This is a genomic window from Bradyrhizobium sp. (genome assembly GCF_047605465.1).
Classification (GTDB): Bacteria; Pseudomonadota; Alphaproteobacteria; order Rhizobiales; family Xanthobacteraceae; genus Bradyrhizobium.
In genome coordinates this window covers 357,590-371,625 of the sequence record NZ_JASGFS010000002.1, presented here as the reverse complement: position 1 = coordinate 371,625, position 14,036 = coordinate 357,590, and the positions used below count along the sequence as shown (strand labels likewise).

At 65.6% G+C, this 14,036-nt stretch carries 16 protein-coding genes; 7 read left to right on the top strand and 9 right to left on the bottom strand.

Annotation, left to right across the window (positions count from 1 at the left end; all coding sequences use genetic code 11):
* Window positions 1-47 precede the first annotated feature (47 nt).
* Complete coding sequence (locus QM712_RS03580; RefSeq protein ID WP_415021663.1) at window positions 48-1,430, bottom strand: caspase family protein; 1,383 nt, start codon at window positions 1,428-1,430, stop codon at window positions 48-50.
* Window positions 1,431-1,748: 318 nt separating this feature from the next.
* Here QM712_RS03580 and QM712_RS03575 point away from each other — a divergent pair, with 318 nt between their 5' ends.
* A complete protein-coding gene (locus QM712_RS03575) occupies window positions 1,749-2,390 on the top strand; it encodes an OmpA family protein (RefSeq protein ID WP_415021662.1) in 642 nt (213 codons plus the stop codon).
* Window positions 2,391-2,526: 136 nt separating this feature from the next.
* Complete coding sequence (locus QM712_RS03570; RefSeq protein WP_415021661.1) at window positions 2,527-2,880, top strand: hypothetical protein; 354 nt, start codon at window positions 2,527-2,529, stop codon at window positions 2,878-2,880.
* A gap of 6 nt (window positions 2,881-2,886) precedes the next feature.
* On the opposite strand, the gene QM712_RS03565 is transcribed toward QM712_RS03570, so the two are convergent.
* Window positions 2,887-4,314 carry a phospholipid carrier-dependent glycosyltransferase gene (locus QM712_RS03565; RefSeq protein ID WP_415021660.1) on the bottom strand — a complete coding sequence of 476 codons (1,428 nt, stop codon included), beginning with the start codon at window positions 4,312-4,314 and terminating at the stop codon, window positions 2,887-2,889.
* Between the two features lie 52 nt (window positions 4,315-4,366).
* Here QM712_RS03565 and QM712_RS03560 point away from each other — a divergent pair, with 52 nt between their 5' ends.
* Both QM712_RS03560 and QM712_RS03555 read left to right on the top strand, forming a co-directional pair.
* A complete protein-coding gene (locus tag QM712_RS03560) occupies window positions 4,367-5,068 on the top strand; it encodes a FecR domain-containing protein (protein WP_415021659.1) in 702 nt (233 codons plus the stop codon).
* A 2-nt stretch (window positions 5,069-5,070) separates the two neighbouring features.
* A complete protein-coding gene (locus tag QM712_RS03555) occupies window positions 5,071-6,141 on the top strand; it encodes a hypothetical protein (RefSeq protein WP_415021658.1) in 1,071 nt (356 codons plus the stop codon).
* A 148-nt stretch (window positions 6,142-6,289) separates the two neighbouring features.
* On the opposite strand, the gene QM712_RS03550 is transcribed toward QM712_RS03555, so the two are convergent.
* The 3 genes from QM712_RS03550 to QM712_RS03540 all read right to left on the bottom strand — a co-directional run bounded on the left by QM712_RS03550 (window position 6,290) and on the right by QM712_RS03540 (window position 7,872).
* Window positions 6,290-6,778 (bottom strand): VOC family protein, encoded by a 489-nt coding sequence (locus QM712_RS03550; protein WP_415021657.1) that lies wholly within the window; start codon window positions 6,776-6,778, stop codon window positions 6,290-6,292.
* A gap of 24 nt (window positions 6,779-6,802) precedes the next feature.
* On the bottom strand, window positions 6,803-7,231 hold the full coding sequence (locus tag QM712_RS03545; protein ID WP_415021656.1) for a VOC family protein: 429 nt from the start codon (window positions 7,229-7,231) through the stop codon (window positions 6,803-6,805).
* A gap of 128 nt (window positions 7,232-7,359) precedes the next feature.
* Window positions 7,360-7,872, bottom strand: coding sequence for a cupin domain-containing protein (locus QM712_RS03540; protein ID WP_415021655.1), 513 nt, complete (start codon window positions 7,870-7,872; stop codon window positions 7,360-7,362).
* Between the two features lie 128 nt (window positions 7,873-8,000).
* Between QM712_RS03540 and QM712_RS03535 the strand changes: the two genes are divergently transcribed.
* Window positions 8,001-8,219, top strand: coding sequence for a CsbD family protein (locus tag QM712_RS03535; protein ID WP_415021654.1), 219 nt, complete (start codon window positions 8,001-8,003; stop codon window positions 8,217-8,219).
* A gap of 68 nt (window positions 8,220-8,287) precedes the next feature.
* Here QM712_RS03535 and QM712_RS03530 read toward each other — a convergent pair whose 3' ends face one another.
* A complete protein-coding gene (locus tag QM712_RS03530; RefSeq protein WP_415021653.1) occupies window positions 8,288-8,752 on the bottom strand; it encodes an FKBP-type peptidyl-prolyl cis-trans isomerase in 465 nt (154 codons plus the stop codon).
* 71 nt (window positions 8,753-8,823) lie between these two features.
* Window positions 8,824-10,410, bottom strand: a complete 1,587-nt coding sequence (gene ggt / locus QM712_RS03525; RefSeq protein WP_415021652.1) for a gamma-glutamyltransferase — start codon at window positions 10,408-10,410, stop codon at window positions 8,824-8,826.
* Window positions 10,411-10,605: 195 nt separating this feature from the next.
* Between ggt and QM712_RS03520 the strand changes: the two genes are divergently transcribed.
* Window positions 10,606-11,373: a rhodanese-related sulfurtransferase gene (locus QM712_RS03520; RefSeq protein ID WP_415021651.1), complete on the top strand. Its 768-nt coding sequence runs from the start codon at window positions 10,606-10,608 to the stop codon at window positions 11,371-11,373.
* Window positions 11,363-11,581, top strand: coding sequence for a SlyX family protein (locus QM712_RS03515; RefSeq protein WP_415021650.1), 219 nt, complete (start codon window positions 11,363-11,365; stop codon window positions 11,579-11,581). The genes QM712_RS03520 and QM712_RS03515 overlap by 11 nt, the downstream gene beginning before the upstream one ends.
* Before the next feature lie 81 nt (window positions 11,582-11,662).
* Here QM712_RS03515 and QM712_RS03510 read toward each other — a convergent pair whose 3' ends face one another.
* Complete coding sequence (locus QM712_RS03510; RefSeq protein WP_415021649.1) at window positions 11,663-13,567, bottom strand: diguanylate cyclase domain-containing protein; 1,905 nt, start codon at window positions 13,565-13,567, stop codon at window positions 11,663-11,665.
* A gap of 169 nt (window positions 13,568-13,736) precedes the next feature.
* On the bottom strand, window positions 13,737-13,952 hold the full coding sequence (locus tag QM712_RS03505) for a hypothetical protein (protein WP_415021648.1): 216 nt from the start codon (window positions 13,950-13,952) through the stop codon (window positions 13,737-13,739).
* Window positions 13,953-14,036: the final 84 nt, after the last annotated feature.

Here is a 14,036-nt window from a genome sequence, read left to right as displayed (position 1 = left end):
CAGAAGCGGCCCCCGCCGGGCCGCTTCGCATCGTGCGGTTCGTTGCATCAGCGGTGGAACAGGCCGCCCATCATGTGGCCGAAGAGAGCACCGGGGCCACCCATCCCGCCGCCACCGCCGCGAGCCCGGCGGCCGCCGCCGGAGGACCGATGCCGGACCGGCTCGTCGTCGGAGACATCGGACGAAGCGACACGGGTGGACACGATCTCGGACTGCATCGCCTTGTGCTGGAGCTTGTTGAGATAACCGGTCGCGGGATAACCGCGCGCGGCCTGCCAGCGCTTGATCACGGAGCGGGTCTCGTCGTCGAACTTGCCGGTCGCCTTGATGTCGAAGCCGAGGCCGGTGAGGCGGCGCTGCACGTCGCGGCGCTGGCCCTTGTCGAGACCGATCTGGTCCTCGGAGATCTGGTCGGCATCGTCCGTGAAGGTCGCGGGGTCGATACCAACGGTGAGATTGCGCGTCGTGGTGGACGGACCGTCCTGGATCGCCGCGATGCGGGCGAGTGCCAGCGCCTTGAAGGTGCCGTTCGGATAGTTGGTGAGATAGGCGTTGAGTTCCTCGACCTTGTTGGTGTCCTTGATCGAGCGCCAGAATTCGAGCTCGACTTCACCGGCCTGGGCGACGGCCACCGTCGCGGTCGCATCCGACGCGGCCGCAGCGGCCGGATTGAGATAGACCGTGCCGGTGAGGTTGGTGTGGCCCCAGGGCAGTTGGGCCTTGCTGGTCTCGTCGTTGACCTGGGCGCGCACCTTGGTCATCGCCTGCTGGATCTCGAGGCCGGGCTGGGCGATGTTGGCGATCAGCGCGCGGGTGAACGGGCTGTTGGTGCCGGCTTCGCCGTCGAGCGCGGTTTGGCCGGGGCCGGTCGCGAAGGCGATCAGGGTTCCCTCGCCCGACTTCATCTCGGCAAGGCCGCTCGCCACGGTCACCGACCGCGTCGCCCTGGCCGAGCGGATCTTGGCGGCAAACGGATTGTCGCGGCAGGCATCGAGGAACACCAGCTTGACCTTGGCATCGCCCATGGTCTGCTCCAGCGTGGTATCGACATTGATCGCCGCGCCGAGTTTGACGTCCATCTCGGATTTCAGATCCGCATCGATCGGCAGCAGATAGTTGGTGCCGTTCACCGCGATGCCGTGGCCGGCATAGAAGAACAGCGCGACATCGGCGCCTTCGCTCTTCTTGCCGAATTCGAGAAGCTTCGCGGTCATGGCGTCGCGGGTGAGGTTGGCGCCCTCGACCACCTCGAAGCCGACATTGCGCAGCACCCGGGCCATCGACTTGGCGTCGATCGCGGGATTGGGAAGCTGCGGCACGTTGGTATAGGCGGAATTGCCGACCACGAAGGCGACACGCTTGTCCGCGAGCGCCGCGTTGCCGCTGAAGACGAAGGCTGCGAGAGACATTGCCGCGATCAGGAAACGCATGGTCTTTCTCCCCAGATCCCTGGATCAGCCGGCGAACCACCCGCGACCGATCCGATGGCCGCACTGTGGTCTCTTCGGAAAGACAAGAATGTGATCTGGATCACGCAAGGCCTCTGGCGACATGAACCCCACACGACGACATCGCGTCGATCGCTGTTCGGGCCGCGACCGGGGTACGCCGGTGATTGGCACCTTCCGGTCCGGGGGCTAAAATCCGGCGCGTGTTTCCAGCGTGATCAAGATCACATCAGGGTGTTTGAACCAGCCCTATGCTCGCAGCATCAAATCGCCATCGGGCGCAACAGCGAGGATACGACAATGACCCGTTTTGATAGATTATTTGGACTGAAGATCGTTGCTCTCTCGGCCGCGCTGACGATGACGGCGGGCCTGGCTCTGGCCGGCGACAACAACGTCTCCGCCAATCAGATCCTGGACGCGCTGAAGCCGAAGCCGCTGACCCGCGGCCTCTCCGTCGGACCGCAGGCCGACCCGACCGCCCAGGCCAAGGAAGCGACGTTCCTGAACACCGTGCGCAACCGGCAGACGCGGTCGCTCTCGACCGGCGAACGCGAACAGATCTCCGAGATCGCGGCGACCAAGCCGAACATCGATCTGGAGATCCAGTTCGATTACAACTCGGCCGACATCGCCAAGACCTCGGTCCCGTCGGTGCAGGCGCTCGGCAAGGCGCTGTCCGATCCCGCGCTCAAGGGCTCGACCTTCGTGGTCGCCGGCCACACCGATGCGGTCGGCGGCGAAGAGTACAACCAGGGACTGTCGGAACGGCGCGCCGACACGATCAAGAAGTACCTGGTGCAGAACTACGGCCTCAACGGCACCGATCTCGTCACCGTCGGGTACGGCAAGACCAAGCTGAAGGACACCGCCAACGGCGCCGACCCGGTCAATCGCCGCGTCCAGGTCGTCAACATGGACACCAAGACCGCGTCGAAGTGATCGTCGCATCAGCGCGCCGCCCGCCGCACCAATGGCGGGCGGCACACGCTTCCGGACATATTGCCGATCTCGCATGATTGCGCGAGCGCCGCGCGCGTCCGCGCGGCGTCATCGAATATTGGAAAGGGCAGCTCACATGAAGATGCATGCTTTGGGAATCGCCGCCGCCACGCTTTTCTTGACGGCTTCAGCTCTGCCGGCCCGCGCCGACGACACGCCCGCCGCAACGACCGCCGCGCCCGCGGAGCCGGCGCAGGCCACGCAACCAGCACAACCCCCGACGAGCGTACCGCGCCCGGCGATCGTGCCGAAATCGGCCGAACCCGCCGCTCCGCAGGCATCGAGCGAGCCCGCACCGCGGACGGCGCCGAAGCGGACCGCTCAGCGCCATCACCGCCGCTACGCCTATTGGCAGCCCTTCCCGGTCTACTGGCCGCACATCTATCGCAGCCACGTCGTCTGGAACAGGATTCCCTGGTTCAGGTTCTGACCGGCCTCAGATCCAGCTCTGGAACAGCATCAGCCGGTTGAATGTCTGCATCGACGTGCCGACGAACGCCGCCGAGATCGGCAACATCGTCACGAAGCCGATGGCGGCGACGCCGACATAGGCCCAGAGCAGCCAGCGCGGCAGCCCATCCCTGCGCAAGACGTAGACGGGCGCGAGCGAGGCGATCGTCGCGGCCGGCAGATAATAATAGATGAAGCCAAGCGTACGCGGCAGCAGCGCCCAGGCGAGCCAGGAGCCGAAATAGAACGCGGCGATCAGGAACGCATCCCACCGGCGCCCGACGATGAAATCGCGCAGCACCAGCGCGAGCGCGGGCAGCGCCGGCCATAGCACCAGGGGATTGCCGAGAAACACGATTGCCGCGATGTGGTCGTCGTCCGTCTTGTCGAACAGGAACCAGACCGGACGCGCGAGCAAGGGCCAGGACGGCCACGAACTCATGTAGGTGTGACCGGCGATTGCCGTCGTCGTGTTGTCGGCGAAGATCCGCCGCTGCGCCTCGATCAGGTCCGGCAGCGACAATCCATGGAGCGGGATGAAGGTGGCCAGATAGGTGACCACCGGCAACGCGACGAAGCAGAGCGCGAAATGGTACCACCTGAAGTCGGGCCAGAGGTCCGGCCGATACCAGTCGCCCGGCCTCGCGTCGGCGAACAGCGTGCGCCAGCCCTGCAGCAGGCGGATCGCCGCGATGACGACGATGCAGACGCCGGCCGGAAACAGGCCGCTCCATTTGCATGCCGCGGCGAGCCCGAACAGGCTGCCCGCGAGTGCGAACAACGCATGCGGCCGCTCTCTTCGAAAGCCGTGCATGAACGCGGCGATCGCGAGCAGGCCGAAGCCGAGCGCGAAGATGTCGAGCATGGCGATGCGCGCCTGCACGTAGAGCATCTGGTTGAAGGCCGCGACGAATGCGGCCGCGATCGCGGGCGCCTGCGTTGAGAACAGTGCGAGACCGCAGAGATAGATCGCCACGATGGCAAGCGCGCCGAACAGCGCCGACGGATAGCGCCAGCCCAGCGCGCTGTCGCCGAAGACGGCGATCGACGTCGCGATCAGCTCCTTCGCCAGCGGCGGATGCATTGGATTGAGCATCGGCTGCGACATCGCCGGTGCGAGCATTTGTCGCGCGGCCGGCACGTAGTGCACCTCGTCGAAGACGAACTTCTCCGACGCCGTCAGGCCGATCAGCAGCGCGAGATGCGCGATCAGGAAAATCACGACAGCGATCACTGCGCTCCGCGACACCTGCGGAACTTCAGACAATTTGAACGATCGCTGCGGAGCTATGTTGCGTGGCAAATCTGCGTCACCGCGGGGGAAAATTATCGCGCGGCTCATTGAACGCATTCCATCGCGGCTGTCACTAAGCATAACGTGCGTCCTGCATCGCTTGTGATAATTCCGCCACATCGCAATCGCGCGTGATCCGCTAGGGTCAAGGGACACATTGATTGGTTATGGAATGAATTTACGTCTCCTGTTTTTGCCTGCACTGCTGTCGGCCGCTTTGTGCACGGCGCCTGAAGCCCAGGCGCAGACGCGCGTCGGCGAAGCGGTTCTCATCCAGAACGAAGTGGTGCGCGTCGCGACGGCCGCGACGCAGATCAAAGTCGGCGACAGCATGCTGCGCGACGAGACCGTGCGCACCGGCGCCGACAGCGCGGCGCGCTTCGTCATGGCCGACAGCACCAACCTGTCGCTCGGGCCGAGCGCGACGCTCAAGCTCGATCGCACCGTCTTCAACGACGAGCACAGCTATCGCGACGTCGCGATCCGCATGACCACCGGCGCGTTCCGCTTCGTCACCGGACATTCCGACAAGACCGCCTACAAGATCACGACGCCGCTCGCCACGATCGGCGTGCGCGGCACCACGCTCGACATTCTCTCGCAGCGCGGACGTTCCGTCGTCGTGCTGCAGGAAGGCGCGGCCAGCGTCTGCACGCTGAACGTCCAGTGCGTGCAGCTCACGCAGCCCGGCGACACCGCGGTCATCACCTCCACCGGCGGCAGGGTCGGCATCAGCCGGACCAACACGCCGCCCTGGACCTTCGCGGCGAACTGCGCCGCGAGCGCGGGCCTCTGCGCCGTGAACCAATATGCCGACGCTTCGCCGACCATCACGCCCGCCGTCAATGACGACGGCATGCTGTGCGGGCGCTGACGATGCGGCCATTGAACATCAAGCGCATCATCCTCGCCTGCGCGCTGACACTGACGGCTGCGATCGCGCCGGTCGTGTTCGATATCCATCCGGCCGCGGCCCAGTCGCCATCGCCGAGTCCGTCTCCATCACCCTCGCCGAGCCCCTCTCCGAGCCCGATTCCGACCCCCACGCCGACGGGTGCGAATTCCAGCGGCAACTCGATCGGCGGCCTCGCCGATCAGCGCTTCAACCAGATGATCACCAACCGCGTGCTCGGGACGGTGCTGCTCGGCGTCAACGAGCAGGTCAATTGCAGCGACTGCGTCAGCGCGTTCGGTTCGGCCGGCTCGTTCTCGGCCGGCATCCACGGCCGCAAGCAACTGACCAACAATCTGTCGCTGCTCGCCGGCATCGCCTACACGCAGTACAGCGAGGGCGGCTACAACGTCACGAGCGCACCGATCGGAGCTTTGGCGCTGCGTTACGACTTCACCGATTGGGGCTCGTCGCGCCCGTTCTTCGACGTCGGCACGATCCTGACGCCGTGGGAGAAGGTACGCTACACCCGCGGCTACGACACCAGCCTCGGGCCGGTGAGCGTGACGAGCGCGACCAACAGTTCGAACTATGCGGTCTACGGCCGCGCCGGCTGGATGAGCCGCCTGTCACCGCGCGACGAGGTGGCGGCCTCGGTCGAGGTCTGGCAACTCTGGCAGCGCGTGTCGGGTTATGCGGACAGCGCGGCGGCCTTCAACCCGTTCGACGCCACCATCGCGACCGGGACCGACCGCACCAGCCTGGTCAAGATCGGCGGCCAGTGGACCCATCTCTTCGGCAGCAATCTCGAAACCAACATCAATGGCGGCTGGGTGCAGTCGTTCGCAGCCCATAGCGGGATCGTCGCCACCGTGACCGGTGACGGCACGGTGGTCCCGACCATGGGCAATCAGGGCTGGTTCGAATATGGCGGCCGGCTCGGCTTCCGGCTCACCAAGGGCTGGATCGCCGACCTCTTCCTCAACGGCACGCTGGGCCCGCAGCCCGTCGGCAACACCATCCACGGCGGCGTGGGGTTACGGGTCAGTTATTAGCGAGGTGGGCGCGGTCGCGCCGACCTCGCCGGTCATGCCCCGCGAAGGCGGGGCATCCGGTACGCCGCAGCTCTCCGCATCTCATCGCTTTCTCCGGCTGCCGGATCGCCCGGAGCGATGACGATCGGCGTGACGGGAGCAGGCCGCCTCACGCCGCCGACTTGCCCTCGAATGCACGGCGCAAGACGTCCACGTCCAGCTTGACCATCTTCATCATGGCCTGCATGGCACGTCCGGCCGCCGCCCTGTCCGGGCTCGACAGGAACTCGAACATCACCTTCGGCACCACCTGCCAGGACACGCCGTAGCGATCCCTGAGCCAGCCGCACTGTCCTTCACTGCCCCCATGAGCGAGGAACGCATTCCAGACGCTGTCGACCTGGGCCTGATCGTCGCAATGGATCATGAGCGAGAGCGCGTGTGTGTATTCCATCTTCATCCCGCCATTGAGCGCGACCAGCGGCTGTCCGGCCACCGTGAACTCGACGACGAGCACGGAGCCTTCCTTGCCGGACGGATTGTCCGAAACATTGCGCTGAACGTGCGTGATCTCCGAATTCGGAACGAGCGAGACGTAGAACTTCGCGGCGTCCTCGGCATCGCCGTTGAACCACATGCAGGGCACGACCTTGGCCATGTGAATGCTCCTCTCTGGGTTCAATCAGGCATTCGCCGCGGCGGGCTTCGGCGGCACGGCCGCCATGTCCAGCCAGTTCACGCCCCACATATGACCGTCCGGATCCTCGAAGCTGCGGCCGTACATGAAATCATACTCGTCGATCGGGCTGGGATCGGCGACGCCGCCCGCAGCCGAGGCCTTGCCGACGATCTCGTCGACCTCCTTGCGGCTGTCGGCGGACAGGCAGAACAGCGCCTGGTTCGTCGTCTTCGCATCGGCGATCGGCTTCGGCGTGAAGTGGCGGAATTTCTCGTGGGTCGTCAGCATCACGTAGATGGTCTCGGAGAAGACCATGCAACTCGCCGTGTCGTCGCTGAATTGCGGGTTCCTGGTCGCACCGATCGCCTCGTAGAACGAGGTCGCGCGCTTGAGGTCGGTCACCGGCAGATTGACGAAGATCATCCTGGGCATCGAAAGCTCCTTGGGCGGGGTTCTGCCCAAGGACGGACGGCTGGGCCGCCATCCGACATCGCTTCCGGAATATTTTTTTGGGCCGCCGGTTGCGAGGGGCGGTCACGCCGCCCCTCGCGCAACCCAGCCTATTTCTTCTCGTTGGGATCCCTATGGACGGGATCGATCCACAGCACCGTTTCGGGCTTCTCGACCGGCTCGATGTCCAGATTGATCGCGACAGCCTCGCCGTCGCTGCGCACCAGCACGCATTCCAGCACCTCGTCGCGGCTGGCATTGATCTCCTGGTGCGGCACGTAAGGCGGCACGAAGATGAAATCGCCCGGACCCGCCTCGGCGGTGAATTGCAGGCTCTCGCCCCAGCGCATCCGGGCCTTGCCCTTCACGACGTAGATGACGCTTTCGAGATGGCCGTGGTGGTGCGCGCCCGTCTTGGCATCGGGCTTGATGCTGACGGTGCCTGCCCACAGCTTCTGCGCGCCGACGCGCGCGAAATTGATGGCGGCCGCGCGGTCCATGCCCGCCGTCGACGGCACGTTGGTATCGAGCTGGTTGCCGGGAATGACGCGCACGCCGTCATGTTTCCAGCGATCGTCATGATCGTGTGCATGGTGGGAATGCGTGTGGTCATGACCGGTCATTGATCTTGCTTTCTGCTGGTTCCGTGCCTCGCAAATTACCCCAAAGCCGCAGCCGCAAGCCATACCAAAATCGGAACCCGGGCAGCTGCCGGACGTTGTCTTCGCGAGCAAACCGGAAGGAGAGTTTCATGGGTAGCACGAGCGACAAGATCAAGGGCGCCGCCAACGAGGCGATCGGCAAGGCCAAGCAGGGTATCGGCGAAGCCACCGGCTCCGATCGCCTGAAGGGCGAAGGCGCGATCCAGGAGGTGAAGGGCAAGGGCCAGCAGGCCATGGGCGATGCCAAGGACGCCGCGAAGGAAGCGATCGATCGCGCAGCGGCCGCTGCGCGTCGCGCGGCCGAGTAACAGCACTGTACCGAGAAGCGAAAAGACCGGCCTTGCGGCCGGTCTTTTTGTTTCGGGAAGAAGCGCGGTCACTTCACCGCGAGCAATTCCACGTCGAACATCAAAGTCGCGTTCGGTGGGATCACGCCGCCGGCGCCGCGCGCGCCGTAACCGAGCTGCGGCGGGATGATCAGCGTGCGCTTGCCGCCGACCTTCATGCTGGCAACGCCCTCGTCCCAGCCGGCGATCACGCGACCCTTGCCGATCGGAAACTCGAACGGCTCGTTGCGATCGACCGAGCTGTCGAATTTCTTGCCCTTCTGGCCGTTCTCGTAGAGCCAGCCGGTGTAGTGCATCACGCAAATCTGGCCGGGCTTTGGCGAAGCGCCGGTGCCGACGACGCTGTCGATGGTCTGCAAGCCTGAAGCTGTGGTCATGGTCTTTCCTGCGGTCTGGGCCGAGGCCGTGGTGGAAACAAAGCCGGACACGCCACCGATCACGGTGATCGCGAGAGCCGACATGATGGCGAGGAGCATGCGTTGGAAACGCTGCATAAGACACCTTCCGTTTGAGGCGGGAGGTGTCTAGCGCAACGAGGATGCCGTTTCCAGCCCTCGCGCGTCGATCAATAGCCGAGCGCGCAGCCGTCCTTGCGCGGGTCGGAACCGCCGGTGAGCGTCCCCTTGTCCCAATCGATCCAGATCGCCTGGGCACCGCCGAGCGGACTGACCACGCTGGTGGTCTTGTGGCCGAGCTTCTTCAGGCCTTCGACGATCGCAGCCGGCACGCTGTCCTCGAGCTGGTACTGGCCCTCGTAGTGCAGGCCGCGCGGCATGTCGATCGCCTCCTGCACGTCGCAGCCATAGTCGAGGATGTTGGTGAGCACATGGGTCTGCCCGACCGGCTGATACTGCCCGCCCATCACCGCGAACGGCATCACCGACCGGCCGCCCTTGGTCAGGAGGCCCGGCATGATGGTGTGCAGCGGACGCTTTCCGCCCTCGATGCAGTTGGGATGGCCGGGCTGGATGCGGAAACCGCCGGCGCGGTTCTGGAGCAGCACGCCGGTCTTGTCGGAGACGATCGCCGAACCGAAGGAGTGCGCGACCGAGTTGATGAACGAGCAGACGTTGCGGTCCTTGTCCACGACCGTGATGTAGATGGTCGAGGGATTCATCGGCGGGGCGACGTTCGGCAGGTCGAGCATGCCGTCGAGGCGGATCTTGCCGATGTAGTCGTCGGCGAAGCCCTTGGCGAGCATCTCGGCGACGTTGATCTTCATGTGATCGGGGTCGGCGACATGCATCTCGCGGTTCATGTAGGCGATACGCGCGGCTTCCGCCTCGAGATGGAAGCGCTCGACGCTCAGCGGCGCGAACTTGGTCAGGTCGAAACGCGACAGGATGTTCAGCATCAGCAGCGCGGTGACGCCCGGCCCGTTCGGCGGGCACTGCCAGAGGTCGTAGCCCTTGTACATGGTGCCGATCGGCGTCGTCACTTCGGTGGTGTGGGCTGCGAAATCGTCGAGCTTGTGCAGGCCGCCGATTCCGCGCAGGGTCTCGACCATGTCCTCCGCGATCGCGCCCTTGTAGAAGGCATCGCGGCCGTCCTTGGCGATCGCGCGCAGCGTCTTGCCGAGTTCGGCCTGGCGGATGACGTCGCCGGCCACCGGCGGCTTGCCGTGCGGCAGGAGATAACGCACGGTGTTGGTGCCGTTCTTCAGCTTCTCGAACTGGTTCTTCCAGTCGAAGGCGATGCGCGGAGCGACGACGTAGCCTTCTTCCGCGGCCTTGATCGCGGGTTGCAGCAGCCGGTCGAAGCCGAACTTGCCGTGATCGCGCAGCACCGTAGCGAAGGCGTCGATCACGCCGGGGATCGAGACGGCATGTGCCGAGGTCAGCGGCACGGAATTGATCTTGCGCTCGAGATACCAGTCGGCGTTCGCCGCCTTCGGCGCGCGGCCGGAGCCGTTATAGGCGATGATCTTGCCCTCGCCGCGCGGCTGGATCAGCGCGAAGCAGTCGCCGCCGATGCCGGTCGATTGCGGCTCGATCACCCCGAGCAGCGCCGACCCCGCCACCGCCGCGTCCACTGCGGTGCCGCCCTCGCGCAGCACCTCGATCGCGGCGAGCGACGCCTGCGGATGCGAGGTCGCCACCATCGCGTTGGTGGCGTGGACGGTGGACCTGCCGGGGAAATGGAAGTTTCTCATGCGGATCTTGCTCTCTCAGGCCGGCGGCGCATACCGCGCCGTCTCGAAAACCGGGCCTACATGACACAATCCAGCCCCGCGGGGCAATGCCTGGCATACCAGGGAAATGGCTGCCATCCGCCGGGCGCATCGGGACCGGCGCGGACTTGCCCATGGCGGGTTTTCCAGGCGCCTGCCCCCTGCTAAACGGGCGCCATGACTTACAAGGTCGCCACTTACAAGGTCGCCGCCTTCTACCAATTCGCCGCGCTGCCCGACCATCGCGCGCTGCGGGAGCCGTTGCGCGCGCTCTGCGCCGAGCTCGCGCTGAAGGGCAGCATCCTGCTGGCCCAGGAAGGCATCAACGGCACGATCGCGGGTCTGCCCGAAGCGATCGACGCGTTCGTCCGCGCGCTCGGTCCCGGCGGACTGTTCGGCGACAGGCTCGACAATCTCGAGCTCAAATTCTCGACCAGCGACGCGATGCCGTTCGGACGGCTCAAGGTGCGGCTGAAGAAGGAGATCGTCACGCTCGGCGACGAAGCCGCCGATCCCACGCGCCGGGTCGGCACCTATGTCGACGCGGCCGAATGGAACGCGCTGATCGAGGCGCCGGATACGCTGGTGCTCGACACCCGCAACGCCTTCGAGGTCGCTATGGGGACGTTCGAGGGCGCGGTCGATCCCGGCATCGGAAGCTTCGGCCAGTTCAAGGATTTTGCCGCGCAACGGCTCGATCCAACGAGGCATCGCAAGATCGCGATGTTCTGCACCGGCGGCATCCGCTGCGAGAAGGCGAGCGCGCATCTACTCGCGCGCGGCTTCACCGAGGTCTATCACCTCAAGGGCGGCATCCTCAAATATCTGGAACAGGTGCCGGAGGCGCAGAGCCGCTGGCGCGGCGAATGCTTCGTGTTCGACGAGCGCGTCGCGCTCGGCCACGGGCTGCGCGAACGGGACAAGGACGCAACACGTGACGAGTGACATCAAGACGCTGAGCGAGCGTATCGACACGCTGGAGGCGCGCCTCGCCTATCAGGACGACACCGTCGAAACGCTGAACCAGACCATCACCGCACAATGGAAGCAGATCGATGCGCTGTCGCGGAAGATCGCGGAACTGACCGAGCGGTTGCAGGAAGCCGAAGCGAATGCGCCAGGGCCCGCCAACGAGCAGCCCCCGCATTACTGATGCTCTCGTGCCGGGGCTCAGCGCTGTATCGCCTCTCGCTGCGCCGCGTCCGGGACATGATCGCTCCCGCGCCGGGCGATGTTACAGCCCCGAGACCTTGGGCATCAGGTGGGTCACCTCGCCCGCCATCACCAGGCGGTCGCGCCCGGCCTCCTTGGCGGCGTAGAGCGCCCGATCGGCGGCCTCGACCAGCAGTCCCACTCCCGCCGTGCGCTCGAACGCCGGGCGGCAGGCCGCTCCGCCGAACGAAGCGGTGACGCAGCCGGATTCGTGGTTGGAGGTGTGGACCAGCCCCGCCTCGCGGATCGCCCTGCGGATATGCTCGCCGATCCGGGCGCATCCCGCGGCATCGGTGTTCGGCAGCAGCATGGCGAATTCCTCGCCGCCATATCTGGCCGCCAGATCGCCCGCGCGCTGCATCTCGGCTGCAATGATCTTGGCGACCACCCGCAGGCAGGCATCGCCCGCGGGGTGGCCGTATTCATCGTTGTAGGCCTTGAAGTGATCGACGTCGATCATCAGCAAAGCGAGGCTCGAACGGTCGCGGTAGGCGCGCGCCCATTCCTCCTTCAGCCGTTCGTCGAAGCGGCGGCGGTTGGCGAGCCCGGTGAGGCTGTCCTCGATCGCCAGCGTCTCGAGCCTCGTCTCCAGCTTCTTCTGCTCGGTGATGTCGCGCGAGATCGCGACCACGCCCTCGACGCTGCCGTTGCCCTTGCGCGTCACCCGCATGGTGGATTCGAGCCAGACCTCGTTGGTCTTGCCGTGCGCGTTGCGATAGGTGACCCGGGCTTCCTCCGTCTCGCCGCGCTTCATGGCGTCGACGACCGCCTGGACATGCGGAAGGTCTTCCGGATTGACGCCCGCGAGCGCGGGCGTGCCGATGAGCTGATTGGCGCGCCACCCGACGACGCGGATCGACGACGGCGAAACATAGCGCAGGCGCTCGTCCAGCCCGATCCGGGTCACCATGTCGCTGGAGCCCTCGGCGAGCAGACGGAAATGCGCTTCCTTCTCGACGAGTGCCGCGGCCATCCGCTGCCCCCGCTGCAGCTGGCGGACCAGCACGGCGCCGATGACCGCGATCAGCATGACCAGCGCGAGCACGTAGAGCATGCGGGAGATCGCCGCCGCCTTCCACGGCGCAAGCAGCTCCTCCTTGTCGACGGTCGCGAGCAGGACGAGCGGGTAACGGCTGCTGCGCTTGAAGAAGCTGACGCGCTCGGCGCCGTCCAGCGGCGACTTGAAATGATAGGCTCCACCCGCCCGCTGCAGGCTCGCATCGCGGAACAGCGGCGTATCGCCGACGCTGCGGCCGACGAACGTGTCGTTGCTCGGGTTGCGGGCGATGATCATGCCGTCGCCGTACATCAGCGTCACCGAGCTGTTACGGCCGATCTCGAACTGCTGGTAGAAATGCGAAAGATATCTGGAGCTGATGGTCGCGAGCACCACGCCGCCGAAACTGCCGTCCGTCTTGTTGAAGCGGCGTGACAGGGTCACGACCCATTCGCCGTCGAGCAGGCTCTTCACGGGATGGCCGACATAGGCATCGCGCTTGGTCGAGAGCTGGTGGTGACGGAAGAACGCATCGTCGCTGAGCGTCGAGGCGATCGTCCCCGGCGCGGTCAGCCAATTGCCCTTATCGTCGATGATGGCGAGGCTGTGCACGCGCTCCATCGCCTTCTTGCGCACTTCCAGGAGGTTGCGCAGCTTGACGATGGTGGCCGGATCGGTGCCGTCCATCTCCAGGCGGCTGACGACGCCGACGACGCCGGAATCGAGCAGATCGAGGCTGTCCTCGGCATGCTGGGTGAGCGAGCGCGCCACGTTGGCCATCTCGGTCTCGGCACCCCTGAGCACCGCGTCGCGCGCGGCCCACTCGCGCCAGCCGCTGACGCCGAGGATGGTCGCACAGGTCAGCACGACGAAAGCCGCCGCCCGCAAGGGCAGACGGCTCCATCCGGCTCTCTGTGAAGCGACGTTCATGCGACGGAATCTCCGATCGCCGGAAATTCCGCTGCTTCTGTTATGGAACCCTGAAGCGCCCGGGCGGATTCGTAAGTATTTACGGGTTTTCCCGTACTCCTACTGACGCCAAGGTCCGCGGATCGCTAACAATGCGTTATCGGGCTTATCGGAAACCGGCGCCCGCGCGCTAGCTGAAGATCTGCTTAACCTTGTCCCAGAGCGAGGGATTGCCGGCGTCGGCATCGGCCTTCGACGGCGTCGGCTGGGCGGCGCTCACGGGATCGGATGCCGGAAAGGTGTCTTCCAGTCCGGTGTCGAGCTTGGCGTGGCGATCGGCCGCGAGCGCTTCGCGCAGATCGTCGGCGTGCTTGTCGTGCGGCGCGGGATTGAACGTCTCTGCCATGGAATCCTCCTCCGTTGGCTGGTCAACGCGGCGCATTTGCGCTGGTTCCCCTGTTCCGCTGGGGCCCTCGGCGGTGTATCAGGA